The sequence below is a fragment of the Pseudomonas linyingensis genome, assembly GCF_900109175.1.
Classification (GTDB): domain Bacteria; phylum Pseudomonadota; class Gammaproteobacteria; order Pseudomonadales; family Pseudomonadaceae; genus Geopseudomonas; species Geopseudomonas linyingensis.
Window position 1 is genome coordinate 218,326 of sequence record NZ_FNZE01000001.1, and the last position, 14,083, is coordinate 232,408.

The 14,083-nt window shown below is 67.4% G+C and carries 12 protein-coding genes and 1 tRNA gene; 7 read left to right on the plus strand and 6 right to left on the minus strand.

Annotated elements, in window-relative coordinates; translation table 11 throughout:
* Nucleotides 1–6 precede the first annotated feature (6 nt).
* The 5 genes from BMZ19_RS01095 to BMZ19_RS01115 all read right to left on the minus strand — a co-directional run bounded on the left by BMZ19_RS01095 (nt 7) and on the right by BMZ19_RS01115 (nt 5,733).
* A complete protein-coding gene (locus tag BMZ19_RS01095; protein WP_090305570.1) occupies nt 7–1,428 on the minus strand; it encodes a hypothetical protein in 1,422 nt (473 codons plus the stop codon).
* A gap of 99 nt (nt 1,429–1,527) precedes the next feature.
* Complete coding sequence (locus BMZ19_RS01100) at nt 1,528–2,022, minus strand: RDD family protein (protein ID WP_090305573.1); 495 nt, start codon at nt 2,020–2,022, stop codon at nt 1,528–1,530.
* 73 nt (nt 2,023–2,095) lie between these two features.
* Nucleotides 2,096–2,182: transfer RNA gene (locus BMZ19_RS01105), tRNA-Leu, on the minus strand.
* A gap of 101 nt (nt 2,183–2,283) precedes the next feature.
* The gene (gene pta / locus BMZ19_RS01110; protein WP_090305576.1) at nt 2,284–4,419 is read right to left on the minus strand and encodes a phosphate acetyltransferase; all 2,136 of its coding nucleotides are present in this window, start codon (nt 4,417–4,419) and stop codon (nt 2,284–2,286) included.
* Between the two features lie 126 nt (nt 4,420–4,545).
* Complete coding sequence (locus BMZ19_RS01115; protein WP_090305578.1) at nt 4,546–5,733, minus strand: acetate kinase; 1,188 nt, start codon at nt 5,731–5,733, stop codon at nt 4,546–4,548.
* 274 nt (nt 5,734–6,007) lie between these two features.
* Between BMZ19_RS01115 and queA the strand changes: the two genes are divergently transcribed.
* The 5 genes from queA to secF all read left to right on the plus strand — a co-directional run bounded on the left by queA (nt 6,008) and on the right by secF (nt 11,408).
* Nucleotides 6,008–7,063 carry a tRNA preQ1(34) S-adenosylmethionine ribosyltransferase-isomerase QueA gene (gene queA, locus BMZ19_RS01120; RefSeq protein WP_090305582.1) on the plus strand — a complete coding sequence of 352 codons (1,056 nt, stop codon included), beginning with the start codon at nt 6,008–6,010 and terminating at the stop codon, nt 7,061–7,063.
* A gap of 5 nt (nt 7,064–7,068) precedes the next feature.
* Nucleotides 7,069–8,184 carry a tRNA guanosine(34) transglycosylase Tgt gene (tgt, locus tag BMZ19_RS01125; protein ID WP_090306323.1) on the plus strand — a complete coding sequence of 372 codons (1,116 nt, stop codon included), beginning with the start codon at nt 7,069–7,071 and terminating at the stop codon, nt 8,182–8,184.
* 39 nt (nt 8,185–8,223) lie between these two features.
* A complete protein-coding gene (gene yajC, locus BMZ19_RS01130; protein ID WP_090305585.1) occupies nt 8,224–8,559 on the plus strand; it encodes a preprotein translocase subunit YajC in 336 nt (111 codons plus the stop codon).
* A gap of 62 nt (nt 8,560–8,621) precedes the next feature.
* Nucleotides 8,622–10,484 (plus strand): protein translocase subunit SecD, encoded by a 1,863-nt coding sequence (gene secD, locus BMZ19_RS01135; RefSeq protein WP_090305588.1) that lies wholly within the window; start codon nt 8,622–8,624, stop codon nt 10,482–10,484.
* A gap of 12 nt (nt 10,485–10,496) precedes the next feature.
* Nucleotides 10,497–11,408, plus strand: coding sequence for a protein translocase subunit SecF (secF, locus tag BMZ19_RS01140; RefSeq protein WP_090305592.1), 912 nt, complete (start codon nt 10,497–10,499; stop codon nt 11,406–11,408).
* 113 nt (nt 11,409–11,521) lie between these two features.
* On the opposite strand, the gene suhB is transcribed toward secF, so the two are convergent.
* Entirely contained in the window at nt 11,522–12,337 is an 816-nt protein-coding gene (gene suhB, locus BMZ19_RS01145; protein WP_090305596.1) for a type III secretion system regulator SuhB, read from the minus strand.
* Between the two features lie 131 nt (nt 12,338–12,468).
* Here suhB and trmJ point away from each other — a divergent pair, with 131 nt between their 5' ends.
* Entirely contained in the window at nt 12,469–13,242 is a 774-nt protein-coding gene (trmJ, locus tag BMZ19_RS01150; RefSeq protein ID WP_090305599.1) for a tRNA (cytosine(32)/uridine(32)-2'-O)-methyltransferase TrmJ, read from the plus strand.
* Nucleotides 13,242–14,048 carry a serine O-acetyltransferase gene (cysE, locus tag BMZ19_RS01155; protein ID WP_090305602.1) on the plus strand — a complete coding sequence of 269 codons (807 nt, stop codon included), beginning with the start codon at nt 13,242–13,244 and terminating at the stop codon, nt 14,046–14,048. Before trmJ ends, cysE begins: the two co-directional genes overlap by 1 nt.
* The last annotated feature ends 35 nt before the right edge of the window (nt 14,049–14,083 follow it).

Sequence of the window (14,083 nt, forward strand, 5' to 3'; positions counted from 1 at the left end):
CCTCGTTCATTCCGGCTGATAAAGGTAGCGGCCGAGCAGGTCCGGATCGTCGAGGTGCGCCTTGCCGATGAAGGCGCTGGCATGGCGCCCCCACTGGCGCATCGCACCTGGCGAGACCACCCCCGATGGCCACAGCAGCCAGCGCTCCAGGCGCTGGCTGCCGGGCACCAGGCCGCGCTGGTCATAGAGGCTGCGCTGGCCGTCGGGATGGGCGAGCTGGCGCAGCACGTCGAGGTCGGCGAAGCGGTAGCGGCTGGCGGGGCGGGACGCGCGACGCGCGTCGACCCACAGCAGGGCGTGATCGCCGCCGCGCAGCCACAGGGTGGCCGGCTGACTGCCGGGCAGGCTCAGGCGTCGCGCCAGACGCTGTTCCTCGCCGGCCGGCTGGCGGAACTGCAGCGGCGAGTCGGCCGGCAGGAACAGGGCATGCCAGCAGCCGCAGGGATGGATGGCGTCGTAGAGCAGGGCGTCGCCGTCCGCGTCGAGGGTCACCCGCCACAGCAGGCCGTCCAGTACGCCGGCGTAGATATCCCCAGGCCCGGCCGGCGGCCGCTCACGGAACCAGAACTGGTAGATCAGCTGCAGATGCCAGCGCCCATGCAGGCGGCTCCAACCGTGATGGCGATAGAGCACCGGGTCTTGCGCGTCGAAGCGGCGCTCGCCGCTACGAGCGAAGCGCGGAGAGCCGAGGCGGTCGGCCGCGCTACGCTGGGCGACGCGGATCTCCGGGGCGTGGCGGGCGAACAGGGCGGCCAGCTGGGTCGGCTCGGCCTGCGGCAGGCCGAGTGCATCTTCCTGCAGGCGGGCAACGCTCACCGGTGGCGCGGTTGGCGGGCGATAGCTCAGCCAGTCGGCGTGATCCGCCGGGGCCTGCTGCGCCGCGGCCTCGCGCTGCCAGGCGGCGATGGCCCGGCGGTAGAAGGGTTTGGCCAGCGGATAGAGGCCCAGGGCGCGGGCCCAGCGCCGGTAGTCCGAGGGCACCTGGGCTGCACGCACGGCCTGGCGGAAGGCCGCGGGGTCGCGGCTCAGGCGTTCGATCTGCTGTTGCCGGCAGTGCTCCAGGCCCGCGACCGCGGGCAGGCGGTGGCGCCGGGCGGGTGGCAGGTTGCCGCGTTCGATGGCACTGGCCTCGCGGTCGTGTGCCGCCAGGCGCTGCAGCCACAACCTGCGCGCCGCCGGGCCGCGGGCATGTTCGCCGAGCGCGGCGAGCACGCGGTCGCTGCGCAGGCCGGGAAAGTCGTCGAGGCGGTGGTACTGGGCGTCGCGGGTGGTTGCGGTGGCGGCGTGCAGCGCGGCGAAGGATGCAGCGCAGGCAGCGTCGGGCGTCGGCCCACGGCTAGCGCAGGCGCCCAGCACGAGCAGTCCCAGCGCGACCGGCAGGGCGCGGGTCGCGACACGGTGAAGCCCCCAGCCTCGCGCTATGTTCATGCCGACGCCTCGGATGGCCTGCCGCCACAAGCGCCGGGCGGGCAGGCAGTGACGGGTCTGCCTGCTCAGTCTAGGCTGGCGCTCAGCCAGCCGGGCTGTTCAGCGCTTGGGCTTCTTCGGCAGCTGGACCACCACGCTTTCCGAGTAGCGGTCGTGCCAGGTCAGCTTGTCCTTGTCCCACAGCATCCACAGGTAGCCGAGACCGCAGCACAGCCAGGAGCCGATGGCAATGAAGAAGCGCAGCAAGGCCTGCCACAGGTCGATGGCGCTGCCGTCCCTGTTCTGGATGCGGATGCCCCACACCTGCATGCCGAGGGTCTGGCCATTGTGGGTCCAGAACTTGGCGAAGAAGGCGAATACACCGACCAGCAGCAGGCTGGCGAGGATCGGATCGCGATCCAGTGCGCCGGCGTCGGCCAGCGCCTTGAGCTGTTCGGCGCCATGGATCAGGCGCAGCAGACCCTGCTGGTAGAGCAGGGTGATCACCATCATCAGCGCCATGCACAGCAGGAAGTCGTAGAACATCGCCGCCAGGCGGCGGACCAGTCCGGCGGGAGGAAAATCGCCCTGCGGGCGCAGCTGGTGCTTGGACATGGCGGGCTCGCTTGTGCGGATGCAAAAGTGACAGGCATGAAAAAACCCGCCTGAGCGGGTTTGTTCACTTGCTTGGTGCCTCGAAAGAGACTCGAACTCTTACGCTGTTACCAGCGGCGGATTTTGAATCCGCTGCGTCTACCGATTCCGCCATCGAGGCAATGGTCGCGGAGTATAGGGATGGCGCGGTGTGCGGTCAATTGACCGTTGCGCCATCTTTCGGCCACCGTCACGTTATCCTGCCGGCGGCCGAAGGCAGGATCAGGCCTCGATCAGCAGGCCCTGCTCCTGCTCCTTCTGCTTCTGCTCGGCCATGCTGGCGGCCTGCAGGGCGGTGAGGGCGATGGTGAAGACGATGTCGTCCACCAGTGCGCCGCGCGACAGGTCGTTCACCGGCTTGGCCAGACCTTGCAGCATCGGGCCGACGCTGATGCAGCTGGCGTTGCGCTGCACGGCCTTGTAGGTGGTGTTGCCGGTGTTCAGGTCGGGGAACACGAACACGGTGGCCTGGCCGGCTACCTTGCTGTTCGGCGCCTTCTGCTTGCCGACGCTGAGCACCGAGGCGGCGTCGTACTGCAGCGGGCCGTCGATCGGCAGTTCCGGGCGACGCTCCTGGGCGATGCGGGTGGCTTCGGCGACCTTCTCCACCTCGGCGCCGCTGCCGGAGCTGCCGGTGGAGTAGCTGATCATCGCCACGCGCGGATTGACGCCCAGGGCCACGGCGGACTCGGCGCTCTGCAGGGCGATCTCCGCCAGCTCGGTGGCGTTCGGATTGGGGTTCACCGCGCAGTCGCCGTAGACCAGCACCTGGTCGGGCAGCAGCATGAAGAACACCGAGGACACCAGGTTGTAGCCCGGCGCGGTCTTGATCAGCTGCAGGGCCGGGCGGATGGTGTTGGCGGTGGTGTGCACGGCGCCGGAAACCAGGCCGTCGACCTCGTCGAGGGCCAGCATCATGGTGCCGAGCACCACGGTGTCCTCGAGTTGCTGGCGCGCCTGCTCGGGCGTCAGGCCCTTGGCCTTGCGCATCTCGCACATCGACGCGACGTACTGCTCGCTTATGCTGGCCGGGTCGAGGATCTCCAGGCCGGCCGGCAGGATGATGCCCTGCTCCCTGGCCACGGCCTGCACTTCTTCCGGCTTGGCCAGCAGCACGCAGCGGGCGATGCCGCGCTCCTGGCAGATGGCGGCGGCGCGGATGGTGCGCGGTTCGTTGCCTTCGGGCAGGACGATGCGCTTGTCGGCGTCCTGGGCGCGCTTGACCAGCTGGTAGCGGAACGCCGCCGGCGACAGACGCAGCTCGCGCGGCAGGCTGCAGCGGGTGTGCAGGAATTCCGGGTGCAGGTGCTGGGCGATGAAGTCGGTGACGCGGCCGGCGCGCTCGATGTCGTCGGCCGGGGTTTCCTTGTTCAGGCCGGACAGGCTGTTGGCGGTCTCGTAGGAGCCGCTGTTCACGCTGAGTACCGGCAGGCCGCCGTCCAGGGCGGCCTTGCACAGGTCGAGCACGCGCTGGTCCGGGCCGAAGTCGCCGGTCAGCAGCAGGCCGGCCAGCTTGATGCCGTTGAGTGAGGCCAGGCAGGTGGCGAGGATGATGTCGTCGCGATCGCCCGGGGTCACCACCAGCACGCCCGGCTGCAGCAGCTGGACCATGTTCGGCACGGTGCGCGCGCAGAGGATGATCTTGCTCACCCGGCGCTGTTCGGCTTCGCCGGCGTTCAACACCTTGGCGTCGAGGGCTTCGGCGATGTCACGGGTGCGCAGGGCGTTGAGTTCCGCGGCGAACGGCACGGCGCCGAGCAGCTGGAAGGTCTCGCTGCCGAGCAGCGGCAGCTGCTGCTGCAGGCGCTCGACGAAGGCCGGCACGTCGTCTTCGCTCTTGACCTTGTTGAGGATGGTGCCGAGTACCTTGGGGTCCTTGGCGCCACCGAACATCTGCGCCTGGATCTCGATGCGTTCGGCCATCTGCTTGAGGCTGTCGCTGCCCTGGGCGGCGACCAGGATGATCTCGGCATCCAGGCTCTTGGCCAGGTGGGTGTTGATGCGCGCGGCATAGTCGGAGCCGCGGGTCGGCACCATGCCTTCGACGATCACCACGTCCTTGCCGGCCGCCGCCTGCTGGTAGCGGCTGACCACGTCCTCGAGCAGCAGGTCCAGTTCGCCGTCGGCCAGTTGGCGCTCGACCTGTTCGAGCGGCAGCGGCTCGGGGCTGGCAAGGCCCAGGGTGCGCTCGACCATCAGGCAGGAGCGTTCGCGGCCGAGGTCGACCGGGAAGGGTTGAGCGATCGGCTTGAAGAAGCCGACCTTGAGGCCGGCCTGCTGCAGGGCGCGGATCAGGCCGAGGCTGACGGAGTTGAGGCCACCGCCGAAACCGGTGGGAGCGAGGAACAGAGCGTGCATGGGTTCTCCTTCTGGGGAGCTGACTGCAGGAAGCGGGGCGCCAGGCGGGAGCCGAGAAGGCGAAACCCGACGCCCAGGGGGCTGTCGGGTTTCGCGGCACAGGCACTCCCGCCGGCGCGGGTTCGGTCAGGCGTCGAGCAGGGCGAGGGCGTCCAGGGCGATCTGGCGCTCCTCGTTGGTCGGCACCACCAGCACGCGCGGGCTGCCGGTCACCTGGATCTCGCCGGCCACGCCGCGGGTGCAGCGGGCGTTGGCTTCGCCGTCGAGCTGGAAGCCGAGCAGCTTGAGGTGGTCCAGGGTGCGCTCGCGCACCGCGGCGGAGTTCTCGCCGATGCCGCCGGTGAAGATCAGGCCGTCCAGCTTTTGCAGGCCGCAGGCCATGCCGGCCAGCGACTTGGCCAGGCGGTAGCAGAACACCTCGAAGGCCAGGGTGGCGCCCGGGTGGCCGGCCTGGCGGGCTTCGGACAGGGTGCGCATGTCGTTGGACAGGCCGGACAGGCCCTTCAGGCCGCTGTCGTGGTTGAGCATGCGGTCGACCTGTTCGATGCTCCAGCCCAGGGTGCGCGCCAGATGGCTGTGCAGGTTGGGATCGACGTCGCCGCTGCGGGTGCCCATCACCAGGCCTTCCAGCGGGGTCAGGCCCATGCTGGTGTCGCGGCTTTCGCCATTGACGATGGCGCAGGTGGAGCAGCCGTTGCCCAGGTGGGCGGACAGCCAGCTGCTGTCCTCGACCGGCAGGTTCATCATCTCGGCGGCGCGCTTGCTGACGTAGCGGTGGCTGGTGCCGTGGAAGCCGTAGCGGCGCACGCCGTGTTCCTTGTAGAGGAAGTCCGGCACCGCGTAGCGGTAGGCGTGCTCGGGCATGCTCTGGTGGAAGGCGGTGTCGAACACGCTGACCTGCGGCAGGCCGGGGAACAGTGCCATGGCGGCTTCGATGCCGACCAGGTTGGCCGGGTTGTGCAGCGGCGCCAGCTGGGCGTTGGCACGGATGCCCTCGAGCACGTTCGCGTCGATCAGGCTGGAGGCGGTGAAGTGTTCGCCGCCGTGCACCACGCGATGGCCGATGCCGTCGAGCTGGCCACCGGCTGCTTCCTGGGCCAGGGGCAGCACGTGGTTGAGAATCTCGCGATGGTCGGCGCCCGGCAGGTTCAGGCTTTCCTTGGCGTCACCCAGCTGCCAGTGGACCACGGCTTCCGGGCTGCCGAGGCGTTCGGCCAGGCCCTGCAGGGGGAAGGTCGCTTGCGCTTCGTTTACCAGGGCGAACTTCAGCGACGAGCTGCCGCAGTTGATGACCAGAATATTGCGGGCGGACATGGGGGCTCCTGAAAGACTTGTCGCGAAATGACCGCGCAGCACGCGCTGGCCACCTCGAGTTAACTTTTTATGGTTTGTGTGTCCGGCGTTCTTGTGGAACATGGACTGATCAGGGATGTAGGTATCCTGACACGCAGGGTTGGCCCCCGCCGTTCTTCTTTAGTCGAATCAAAATCGGCGACAAGTAGGGGGATTGGCGGCTCTGCGGCGGACCGCCCGCGTGGCGGCTGCAGTGCATTTCCGGTAAGCTGTGCGGCCTTTCGAGAGCCCCCGCATGCGTGTTGCTGACTTCCATTTCGAGCTTCCCGATCCGCTGATCGCCCGTCATCCGCTGGCCGAGCGGCGCGCCAGTCGCCTGCTGGTACTGGATGGCCCGAGCGGCCAGCTGAGCCACCGCCACTTTCCCGATCTGCTGGAGTACCTGCGCCCCGGCGACCTGATGGTGTTCAACGACACCCGGGTGATTCCGGCGCGCCTGTTCGGCCACAAGGCCTCCGGCGGCAAGCTGGAGATCCTCGTCGAGCGGGTGCTCGACAGCCATCGGGTGCTGGCCCACGTGCGCGCCAGCAAGGCGCCCAAGCCGGGCATGCAGATCCTCATCGACGGTGGCGGCGCGGCCGAGATGGTGGTGCGCCACGCTGCGCTGTTCGAGCTGCGCTTTGCCGAGCCGGTGCTGCCGCTGCTCGAGCGCGTCGGCCACATGCCGCTGCCGCCGTACATCGACCGCCCCGACGAGGACGCCGACCGCGAGCGCTACCAGACCGTCTATTCCGACCAGGCCAAGGCCGGCGCGGTGGCTGCACCGACCGCCGGGCTGCACTTCGACGACGCGCTGCTGGCGGCGATCCGCGCCAAGGGTGTGGATACCGCCTTCGTCACCCTGCACGTCGGCGCCGGAACCTTCCAGCCGGTGCGCGTCGAGCGCATCGAGGACCACCACATGCATAGCGAGTGGCTGGAGGTCGGCCAGGAGGTGGTCGACGCGGTGAGTGCCTGCAAGGCCCGCGGCGGTCGGGTGGTCGCGGTCGGCACCACCAGCGTGCGCTCGCTGGAAAGCGCCGCACGCGATGGCGTGCTCAGGCCGTTCAGTGGCGACACCGACATCTTTATCTACCCCGGGCGGCCGTTCCATGTGGTCGACGCCCTGGTCACCAACTTCCATCTGCCCGAGTCCACCCTGCTGATGCTGGTCTCGGCCTTCGCCGGCTATCCCGAGACCATGGCCGCCTACCGCGCCGCGGTGGCCGAGGGCTATCGCTTCTTCAGCTACGGCGACGCCATGTTCATCACCCGCAATCCCGCCCCGCGCGGCCCCGAGGAAACCCCATGAGCCATATGTCCTTCGAGCTGCTGGCCACCGACGGCAAGGCCCGTCGCGGCCGCCTGACCTTCCCGCGCGGGGTGGTCGAGACCCCGGCATTCATGCCGGTGGGCACCTACGGCACGGTCAAGGGCATGCTGCCGCGCGACATCGAGGAAATCGGTGCGCAGATCATCCTCGGCAACACCTTCCACCTGTGGCTGCGCCCGGGTACCGAGGTGATCAAGAAGCACGGCGACCTGCACGACTTCATGCAGTGGCAGGGACCGATCCTCACCGACTCCGGCGGCTTCCAGGTGTTCAGCCTCGGCGCGATGCGCAAGATCAAGGAGGAGGGCGTCTACTTCGCCTCGCCGGTGGACGGCGCCAAGGTGTTCATGGGCCCCGAGGAGTCGATGCAGGTGCAGCGCGACCTGGGCTCGGACATCGTGATGATCTTCGACGAGTGCACCCCCTATCCGGCCGACTTCGACACCGCCAGGCGCTCCATGGAGCTGTCGCAGCGCTGGGCCAAGCGCTCGAAGGTCGCCCACGAGGGCAATCCCGCGGCGCTGTTCGGCATTGTCCAAGGCGGCATGCACGAGGAACTGCGCCTGCGCTCGCTGGAGGGTCTGCTGGAGATCGGCTTCGACGGCCTGGCCATCGGCGGCCTGTCGGTCGGCGAGCCCAAGGAGGACATGATCCGCATCCTCGACTTCCTGCCGCCGCACCTGCCGGCCGACAAGCCGCGCTACCTGATGGGCGTCGGCAAGCCGGAGGATCTGGTCGAGGGCGTGCGCCGCGGCATCGACATGTTCGACTGCGTGATGCCGACCCGCAACGCGCGCAACGGCCACCTGTTCACCGACACCGGGGTGATCAAGATCCGCAACGCGGTGCACAAGCACGACGACTCGCCGCTGGATCCGACCTGCGACTGCTATACCTGTCGCAATTTCTCCCGCGCCTACCTGCACCATCTGGACAAGTGCGGGGAAATGCTGGGCAGCATGCTCAATACCATTCACAACTTGCGACATTATCAGCGCCTGATGGCCGGTTTACGCGATGCCATCGGGCAGGGTACATTGCCCGCCTTTGTCGCGGACTTCTATGCGCGGCGCGGCCTGCCGGTCCCGCCGCTGAGCTGAATCCAGAGCGTTTTCAAGACTTTGCCACAGGAGTAGTACATGAGCTTTCTGATCTCTGCCGCCCATGCCGCCGATGCCGCCCCGGCCGGCGCACCGGGAGGCGATTACATGCAGTTTTTGATGCTGGCCGGTTTCGTGGTCATCTTCTATCTGATGATCTGGCGTCCGCAGTCCAAGCGCGCCAAGGAGCACAAGAACCTGCTCGGCAGCCTGCAGAAGGGTGACGAAGTGGTGACTTCCGGCGGCATCGCCGGCAAGGTGGTCAAGGTCGCCGACGACTTCGTGGTGATCGAGGTGTCCGACACCGTCGAGCTGAAGATCCAGAAGATGGCCATCGCCGCCACGCTGCCCAAGGGCACTCTGAAGGCCATCTGAGTTTCCGACTCACCATACCGACGGGGCGCGCAATGCGCCCCGCGTTGCAAACGGGCTGTGTCATGCTCAACAAGTATCCCCTGTGGAAATATCTGCTGATCCTGCTGGTGATCGGCGTCGGCTTCATCTATTCCGCGCCCAACCTCTACCCCGACGATCCGGCCGTCCAGGTCACCGGCGCTAGTACCGCACTGAAGGTCGAGCAGGCCGATGTCGCGCGCGCCGAGCAGGCCCTCAAGGACGCCGGCATCGCGGTCAAGGGCAGCACTCTGGGTGACAAGGGCGCGCTGCTGCGCCTGACCCGCCAGGAAGACCAGCTGTCGGCCAAGGACGTGGTGCGCCGCGCCCTCGGCGACGACTATGTGGTGGCGCTGAACCTGGCGCAGACCACCCCCGACTGGCTGCGCAACCTGGGCGCCAGCCCGATGAAGCTGGGCCTGGACCTGTCCGGTGGTGTGCACTTCCTCCTCGAAGTGGACATGGACAAGGCCGTCAGTGCGCGGATGAAGGTGTATGAAGGCGAAGTGAAGAGCCTGCTGCGCAAGGAGCGTGCGCGTTACCGCTCGCTGCCGCCGCAGGAAGGAGCAATCCAGCTCGGCTTCAACGATACCGAGGCGTTGGAGCAGGCCGGGCGCCTGATCCGCAAGGACTTCCCCGATTTCGAACAACAGGTCGGCGAGCGCAACGGCCTGCAGGTGCTGCGTCTGGTACTGACCCAGGCCAAGCTGGCGGAAATCCGCGAATACTCGATCAAGCAGAACCTGACCACCGTGCGCAACCGGGTCAACGAGCTGGGCGTGGCCGAGCCGCTGGTGCAGCGCCAGGGTGCCAACCGCATCGTGGTCGAGCTGCCGGGCGTGCAGGACACCGCCGAAGCCAAGCGCATCCTCGGCAAGACCGCCAACCTCGAATTCCGTCTGGCTGCCGATCTGGATGCCTCGCGCGCCAGCACCGAGTCCTTCGACTTCCGCGAGGAAGGCCGTCCGCCGGTGGCACTGGAGCGTGGGGTGATCATCACCGGCGACCAGGTCACCGATGCCCAGGCCAGCTTCGACGAGAACGGCCGGCCGCAGGTCAACATCCGCCTCGACGGTCACGGCGGCGAGTTGATGAACCGCGCCACCCGCAACAACGTCGGTCGCAGCATGGCGGTGGTGTTCATCGAGCAGAAGCCGGTGACCCGCTACGTCAAGCAGATGGTCGATGGCGTGGAGCAGGAAGTTGCGGTTTCCGCGTTCAAGGAAGAAAAGCAGGTGATCAGCCTGGCGACCATCCAGTCGGCACTGGGCAACAGCTTCCGCATCACCGGCCTCGACGGTCCGGGCGAGTCCTCGGAGCTGGCCCTGCTGCTGCGCGCCGGTGGTCTGGCCGCGCCGATGTACTTCGCCGAGGAACGCACCATCGGTCCGAGCCTGGGCGCGGAGAACATCCAGCTCGGCGTGCAGGCGGCGCTGTGGGGCTTCCTGCTGGTCGCCGTGTTCATCGTCGCGCTCTACAAGTTCTTCGGCATCCTCGCGACGGTCGCCCTGTCCTTCAACATGGTCATGCTGGTGGCGGTGATGTCGTTGCTCGGCGCCACCCTGACCCTGCCGGGTATCGCCGGTATCGTGCTGACAATGGGTATGGCGGTGGACGCCAACGTGCTGATCTTCTCGCGGATCCGCGAGGAAATCACCAACGGCATGGCCGTCCAGCGCGCCATCCACGAAGGCTTCGATCGCGCCCTCTCGGCGATTGTCGACGGCAACCTGACCACCCTGCTGGTCGGCGCCATCCTGTTCGCCATGGGCACCGGCCCGATCAAGGGCTTCGCCGTGACCCTGTCGCTGGGCATCATTACCTCGATGTTTACCGCGATCTATGTCACCCGCGCCATGGTCAACCTGATCTACGGTGGCCGCAACATCAAGAAGTTGTCGATCTGAGGACTGCGGACGATGAAACGCGTGATCAATTTCATGGGCATCCGGCATGCGGCCTTCGCATTGACCGTGTTGCTGACCCTGGCCTCGCTCGCGAGTCTGGCGGTCAAGGGGCTGAACTTCGGCCTCGACTTTACCGGCGGTACCCTGATCGAACTGGCCTACGAACAGCCGGCGCAGCTCGACAAGGTGCGCAGCCAGATGGCCCAGGCCGGCTATCCGGACGCCATCGTGCAGAGCTTCGGCGCCAGCACCGACGTGCTGCTGCGCCTGCAGGGCGACGATCCTGAGCTGGGCAACCAGGTGGCGGCCGCGTTGCGCCAGGTCAGTGCCGAGACGCCCTTCAGCCTCAAGCGCGTCGAGTTCGTCGGTCCGCAGGTGGGTGAGGAACTGCGCGATCAGGGCGGTCTGGGCATGCTGCTGGCCCTGGCCGGGGTGCTGCTCTACGTGGCCTTCCGCTTCCAGTGGAAGTTCGGCTTCGGCGCCATCGTCTCGCTGGTGCATGACGTGATCGTCACCCTCGGCGTGTTCAGCTTCTTCCAGATCCCCTTCGATCTGACCGTGCTGGCGGCGGTGCTGGCGATCATCGGCTACTCGCTGAACGACACCATCGTGGTGTTCGACCGTATCCGCGAGAACTTCCGCCTGCTGCGCAAGACCGAGCTGATCGAGAACATCAACATCTCCACCACCCAGACCCTGCTGCGCACCATGGCCACCTCGGTGTCCACCCTGCTGGCGGTCGGTGCGCTGCTGCTGTTCGGCGGCGAGAGCCTGTGGGGCTTCTCCCTGGCGCTGTTCATCGGCGTCGGCGTGGGCACCTACTCGTCGGTGTACATCGCGGCGATCTTCCTGATCTGGCTGAAGCTGACCCGCGAGGATCTGATTCCGCCGGTGGTCGAGGATGAGGTCGACGAGCTGCCGTAAGGCTCGTGGCTGTAACGAGGAAAGCGCCTGCGGCGCTTTTTTCATGCCCGGTTTTTAACGCGCAATAAAAAACCCGGCGCGAGGGCCGGGTTTCTGGTGCGGCAATCAGTCGATCAGCGCTTGAGCGCCGGCGGCAGGTGCGGCTGGATGGCGGTCAGCACGGCCTTGAAGCACTTGGTGTTGCCGGCGACGATGTGGCCCTTCTCGAGGAAGTCGTGGCCGCCGGTGAAGTCGCTGGCCAGGCCGCCCGCTTCCTGTACCAGCAGGGCGCCGGCTGCCATGTCCCACTCGGACAGGCCGAATTCCCAGAACGCGTCGAAGCGGCCGGCGGCGACGTAGGCCAGGTCCAGGCTGGCGGCGCCGGCGCGGCGGATGCCAGCGGTCTGGCCGACCAGGCTGCGGAACATGCCCAGGTAGCTGTCAAGGTGGTCGAGCTGGCTGTCGCGGAACGGGAAGCCGGTGCCGAGCAGGGCGCCTTCCAGGCTCTTGCGGCTGCTGACGCGGATGCGCTTGCCGTTGACGGCGGCGCCGCGGCCGCGGCTGGCGGTGAACTCCTCCTGGCGCACCGGGTCGAGGACCACGGCGTGCTCGATGCGGCCGCGGTACTTGCAGGCGATGCTGACGGCGAAGTGCGGCAGACCGTGGATGAAGTTGGTGGTGCCGTCCAGCGGATCGATGATCCACAGGTAGTCGGCGCCGTCGCCGGTGCCCTCGATCAGGCCGCTTTCCTCGGCGAGGATGCCGTGGTTCGGGTAGGCCTTTTGCAGCACATTGATGATCGTCTGCTCGGCGGCGCGGTCAACCTCGGTCACGTAGTCCTTGGCGTCCTTCTCGTTGACCGAGATTGCATCCAGGCGTTCGATCGAGCGGAAGATGAGTTCGCCGGCACTGCGGGCCGCGCGCAGCGCGATATTCAGCATGGGCTGCATGGAGAGGGTCACCTGGGCTGTTAAAGAAAGCCGACAATTCTAGCAGAAAAGCCCGGCCCATAAAGGGCGCGTGCGCCGGCGCCGACGCTTGGGTAAGATTCGACTCTTTTTTCACTGGCGGGAGAGCAGTCGTGCTCGACAGGATTCGCGTGGTGCTGGTCAATACCAGTCATCCGGGCAACATCGGCGGTGCGGCGCGGGCCATGAAGAACATGGGCTTGTCGCGCCTGGTGCTGGTGCAGCCCGAGGAGTTTCCCAGCGGCGAAGCCAATGCGCGGGCCTCCGGGGCCACCGACATTCTCGAGGCGGCGCAGGTGGTCGACAGCCTCGAGGAGGCGCTGGCCGGCTGCAGCCTGGTGCTCGGCACCAGCGCCCGCGACCGGCGCATCCCCTGGCCGCTGCTGGATCCGCGCGAGTGCGGGCAAACCACGCTGGCGCAGGTGGAGCAGGGCGGCGAGGTGGCGTTGGTGTTCGGTCGCGAGTACGCCGGGCTGACCAACGAGGAGCTGCAGCGCTGCCAGTTCCACGTGCACATTCCCTCCGACCCGGAGTTCTCCTCGCTCAACCTGGCCACCGCGGTGCAGGTGCTGACCTACGAGGTGCGCATGGCCTGGCTGGCGCAGCAGGGCCAGCCGACCAAGATGGCCAAGGTGGAGTCCACCGCCATGCTCAATACGGTGCCGGTCACCGCCGAGGAGCTGGAGCTGTTCTACGGGCATCTCGAGCAGACTCTGGTGGCGATCGGCTTCCTCGATCCGGAGAAGCCGCGCCACCTGATGTCGCGCCTGCGTCGCCTATACGGACGCAGCGGCATCAGCAAGCTGGAAATGAACATCCTGCGCGGTATCCTCACTGAAACCCAGAAGGCCGCCCGTGGCGAGCCCCACAAGCGGAGAAACGATTGATGTTCGAGCGCATGCGAGAAGACATCCAGAGTGTGTTCCATCGCGATCCGGCGGCGCGCAACACCCTGGAGGTGCTCATCTGCTATCCCGGGCTGCACGCGGTGTGGCTGCACCGCGTCGCCCACTGGCTGTGGAGCGCCGACTGGAAGCTGCTGGCGCGGGTGGTGTCGCACCTCAGTCGCTGGCTGACCGGCATCGAGATCCATCCGGGGGCGAAGATCGGCCGGCGCTTCTTTATCGACCACGGTATGGGCATCGTCATCGGCGAGACTGCCGAGATCGGCAACGACGTCACCCTCTACCATGGTGTGACCCTCGGCGGCACCAGCTGGAACAAGGGCAAGCGCCACCCGACCCTGGAGGACGGCGTGATCGTCGGCGCCGGGGCGAAGATCCTTGGTCCGTTCACCGTCGGCGCCGGCGCCAAGGTCGGCTCCAATGCGGTGGTCACCCGCCCGGTGCCGGCCGGCGCCACCGCGGTCGGCATCCCCGGGCGAATCATCGCCAAGGCCGACGACGAGCAGGAGGCGCGGCGCAAGGCGATGGCCGAGAAGATCGGTTTCGATGCCTACGGCGTCAGTGAGGACATGCCCGATCCGGTGGCGCGCGCCATCGGCCAGTTGCTCGATCACCTGCAGGCCGTCGATGGCCGTCTCGAAGGCATGTGCAAGGCGCTGACCGCGCTGGGCAGTGACTACTGCGCCAAGGACTTGCCGGTGCTGCGCGACGAGGACTTCGCCGGGGTCAAGCCGGAAGTCGGCGCGGCCGCCATTGACCAGGCCGCGGCGCCGCGTCAGCACGATTGAGGTGCGTGGGCGGGGGATCTGCTATAAGATCGTCC

Coding starts and splice junctions, on each gene's coding strand:
- BMZ19_RS01095 (WP_090305570.1), bottom strand. CDS start 1,428: ATGAACATAGCGCGAGGCTGGGGGCTTCACCGTGTCGCGACCCGCGCC.
- BMZ19_RS01100 (WP_090305573.1), bottom strand. CDS start 2,022: ATGTCCAAGCACCAGCTGCGCCCGCAGGGCGATTTTCCTCCCGCCGGA.
- pta (WP_090305576.1), bottom strand. CDS start 4,419: ATGCACGCTCTGTTCCTCGCTCCCACCGGTTTCGGCGGTGGCCTCAAC.
- BMZ19_RS01115 (WP_090305578.1), bottom strand. CDS start 5,733: ATGTCCGCCCGCAATATTCTGGTCATCAACTGCGGCAGCTCGTCGCTG.
- queA (WP_090305582.1), top strand. CDS start 6,008: ATGCGTGTTGCTGACTTCCATTTCGAGCTTCCCGATCCGCTGATCGCC.
- tgt (WP_090306323.1), top strand. CDS start 7,069: ATGTCCTTCGAGCTGCTGGCCACCGACGGCAAGGCCCGTCGCGGCCGC.
- yajC (WP_090305585.1), top strand. CDS start 8,224: ATGAGCTTTCTGATCTCTGCCGCCCATGCCGCCGATGCCGCCCCGGCC.
- secD (WP_090305588.1), top strand. CDS start 8,622: ATGCTCAACAAGTATCCCCTGTGGAAATATCTGCTGATCCTGCTGGTG.
- secF (WP_090305592.1), top strand. CDS start 10,497: ATGAAACGCGTGATCAATTTCATGGGCATCCGGCATGCGGCCTTCGCA.
- suhB (WP_090305596.1), bottom strand. CDS start 12,337: ATGCAGCCCATGCTGAATATCGCGCTGCGCGCGGCCCGCAGTGCCGGC.
- cysE (WP_090305602.1), top strand. CDS start 13,242: ATGTTCGAGCGCATGCGAGAAGACATCCAGAGTGTGTTCCATCGCGAT.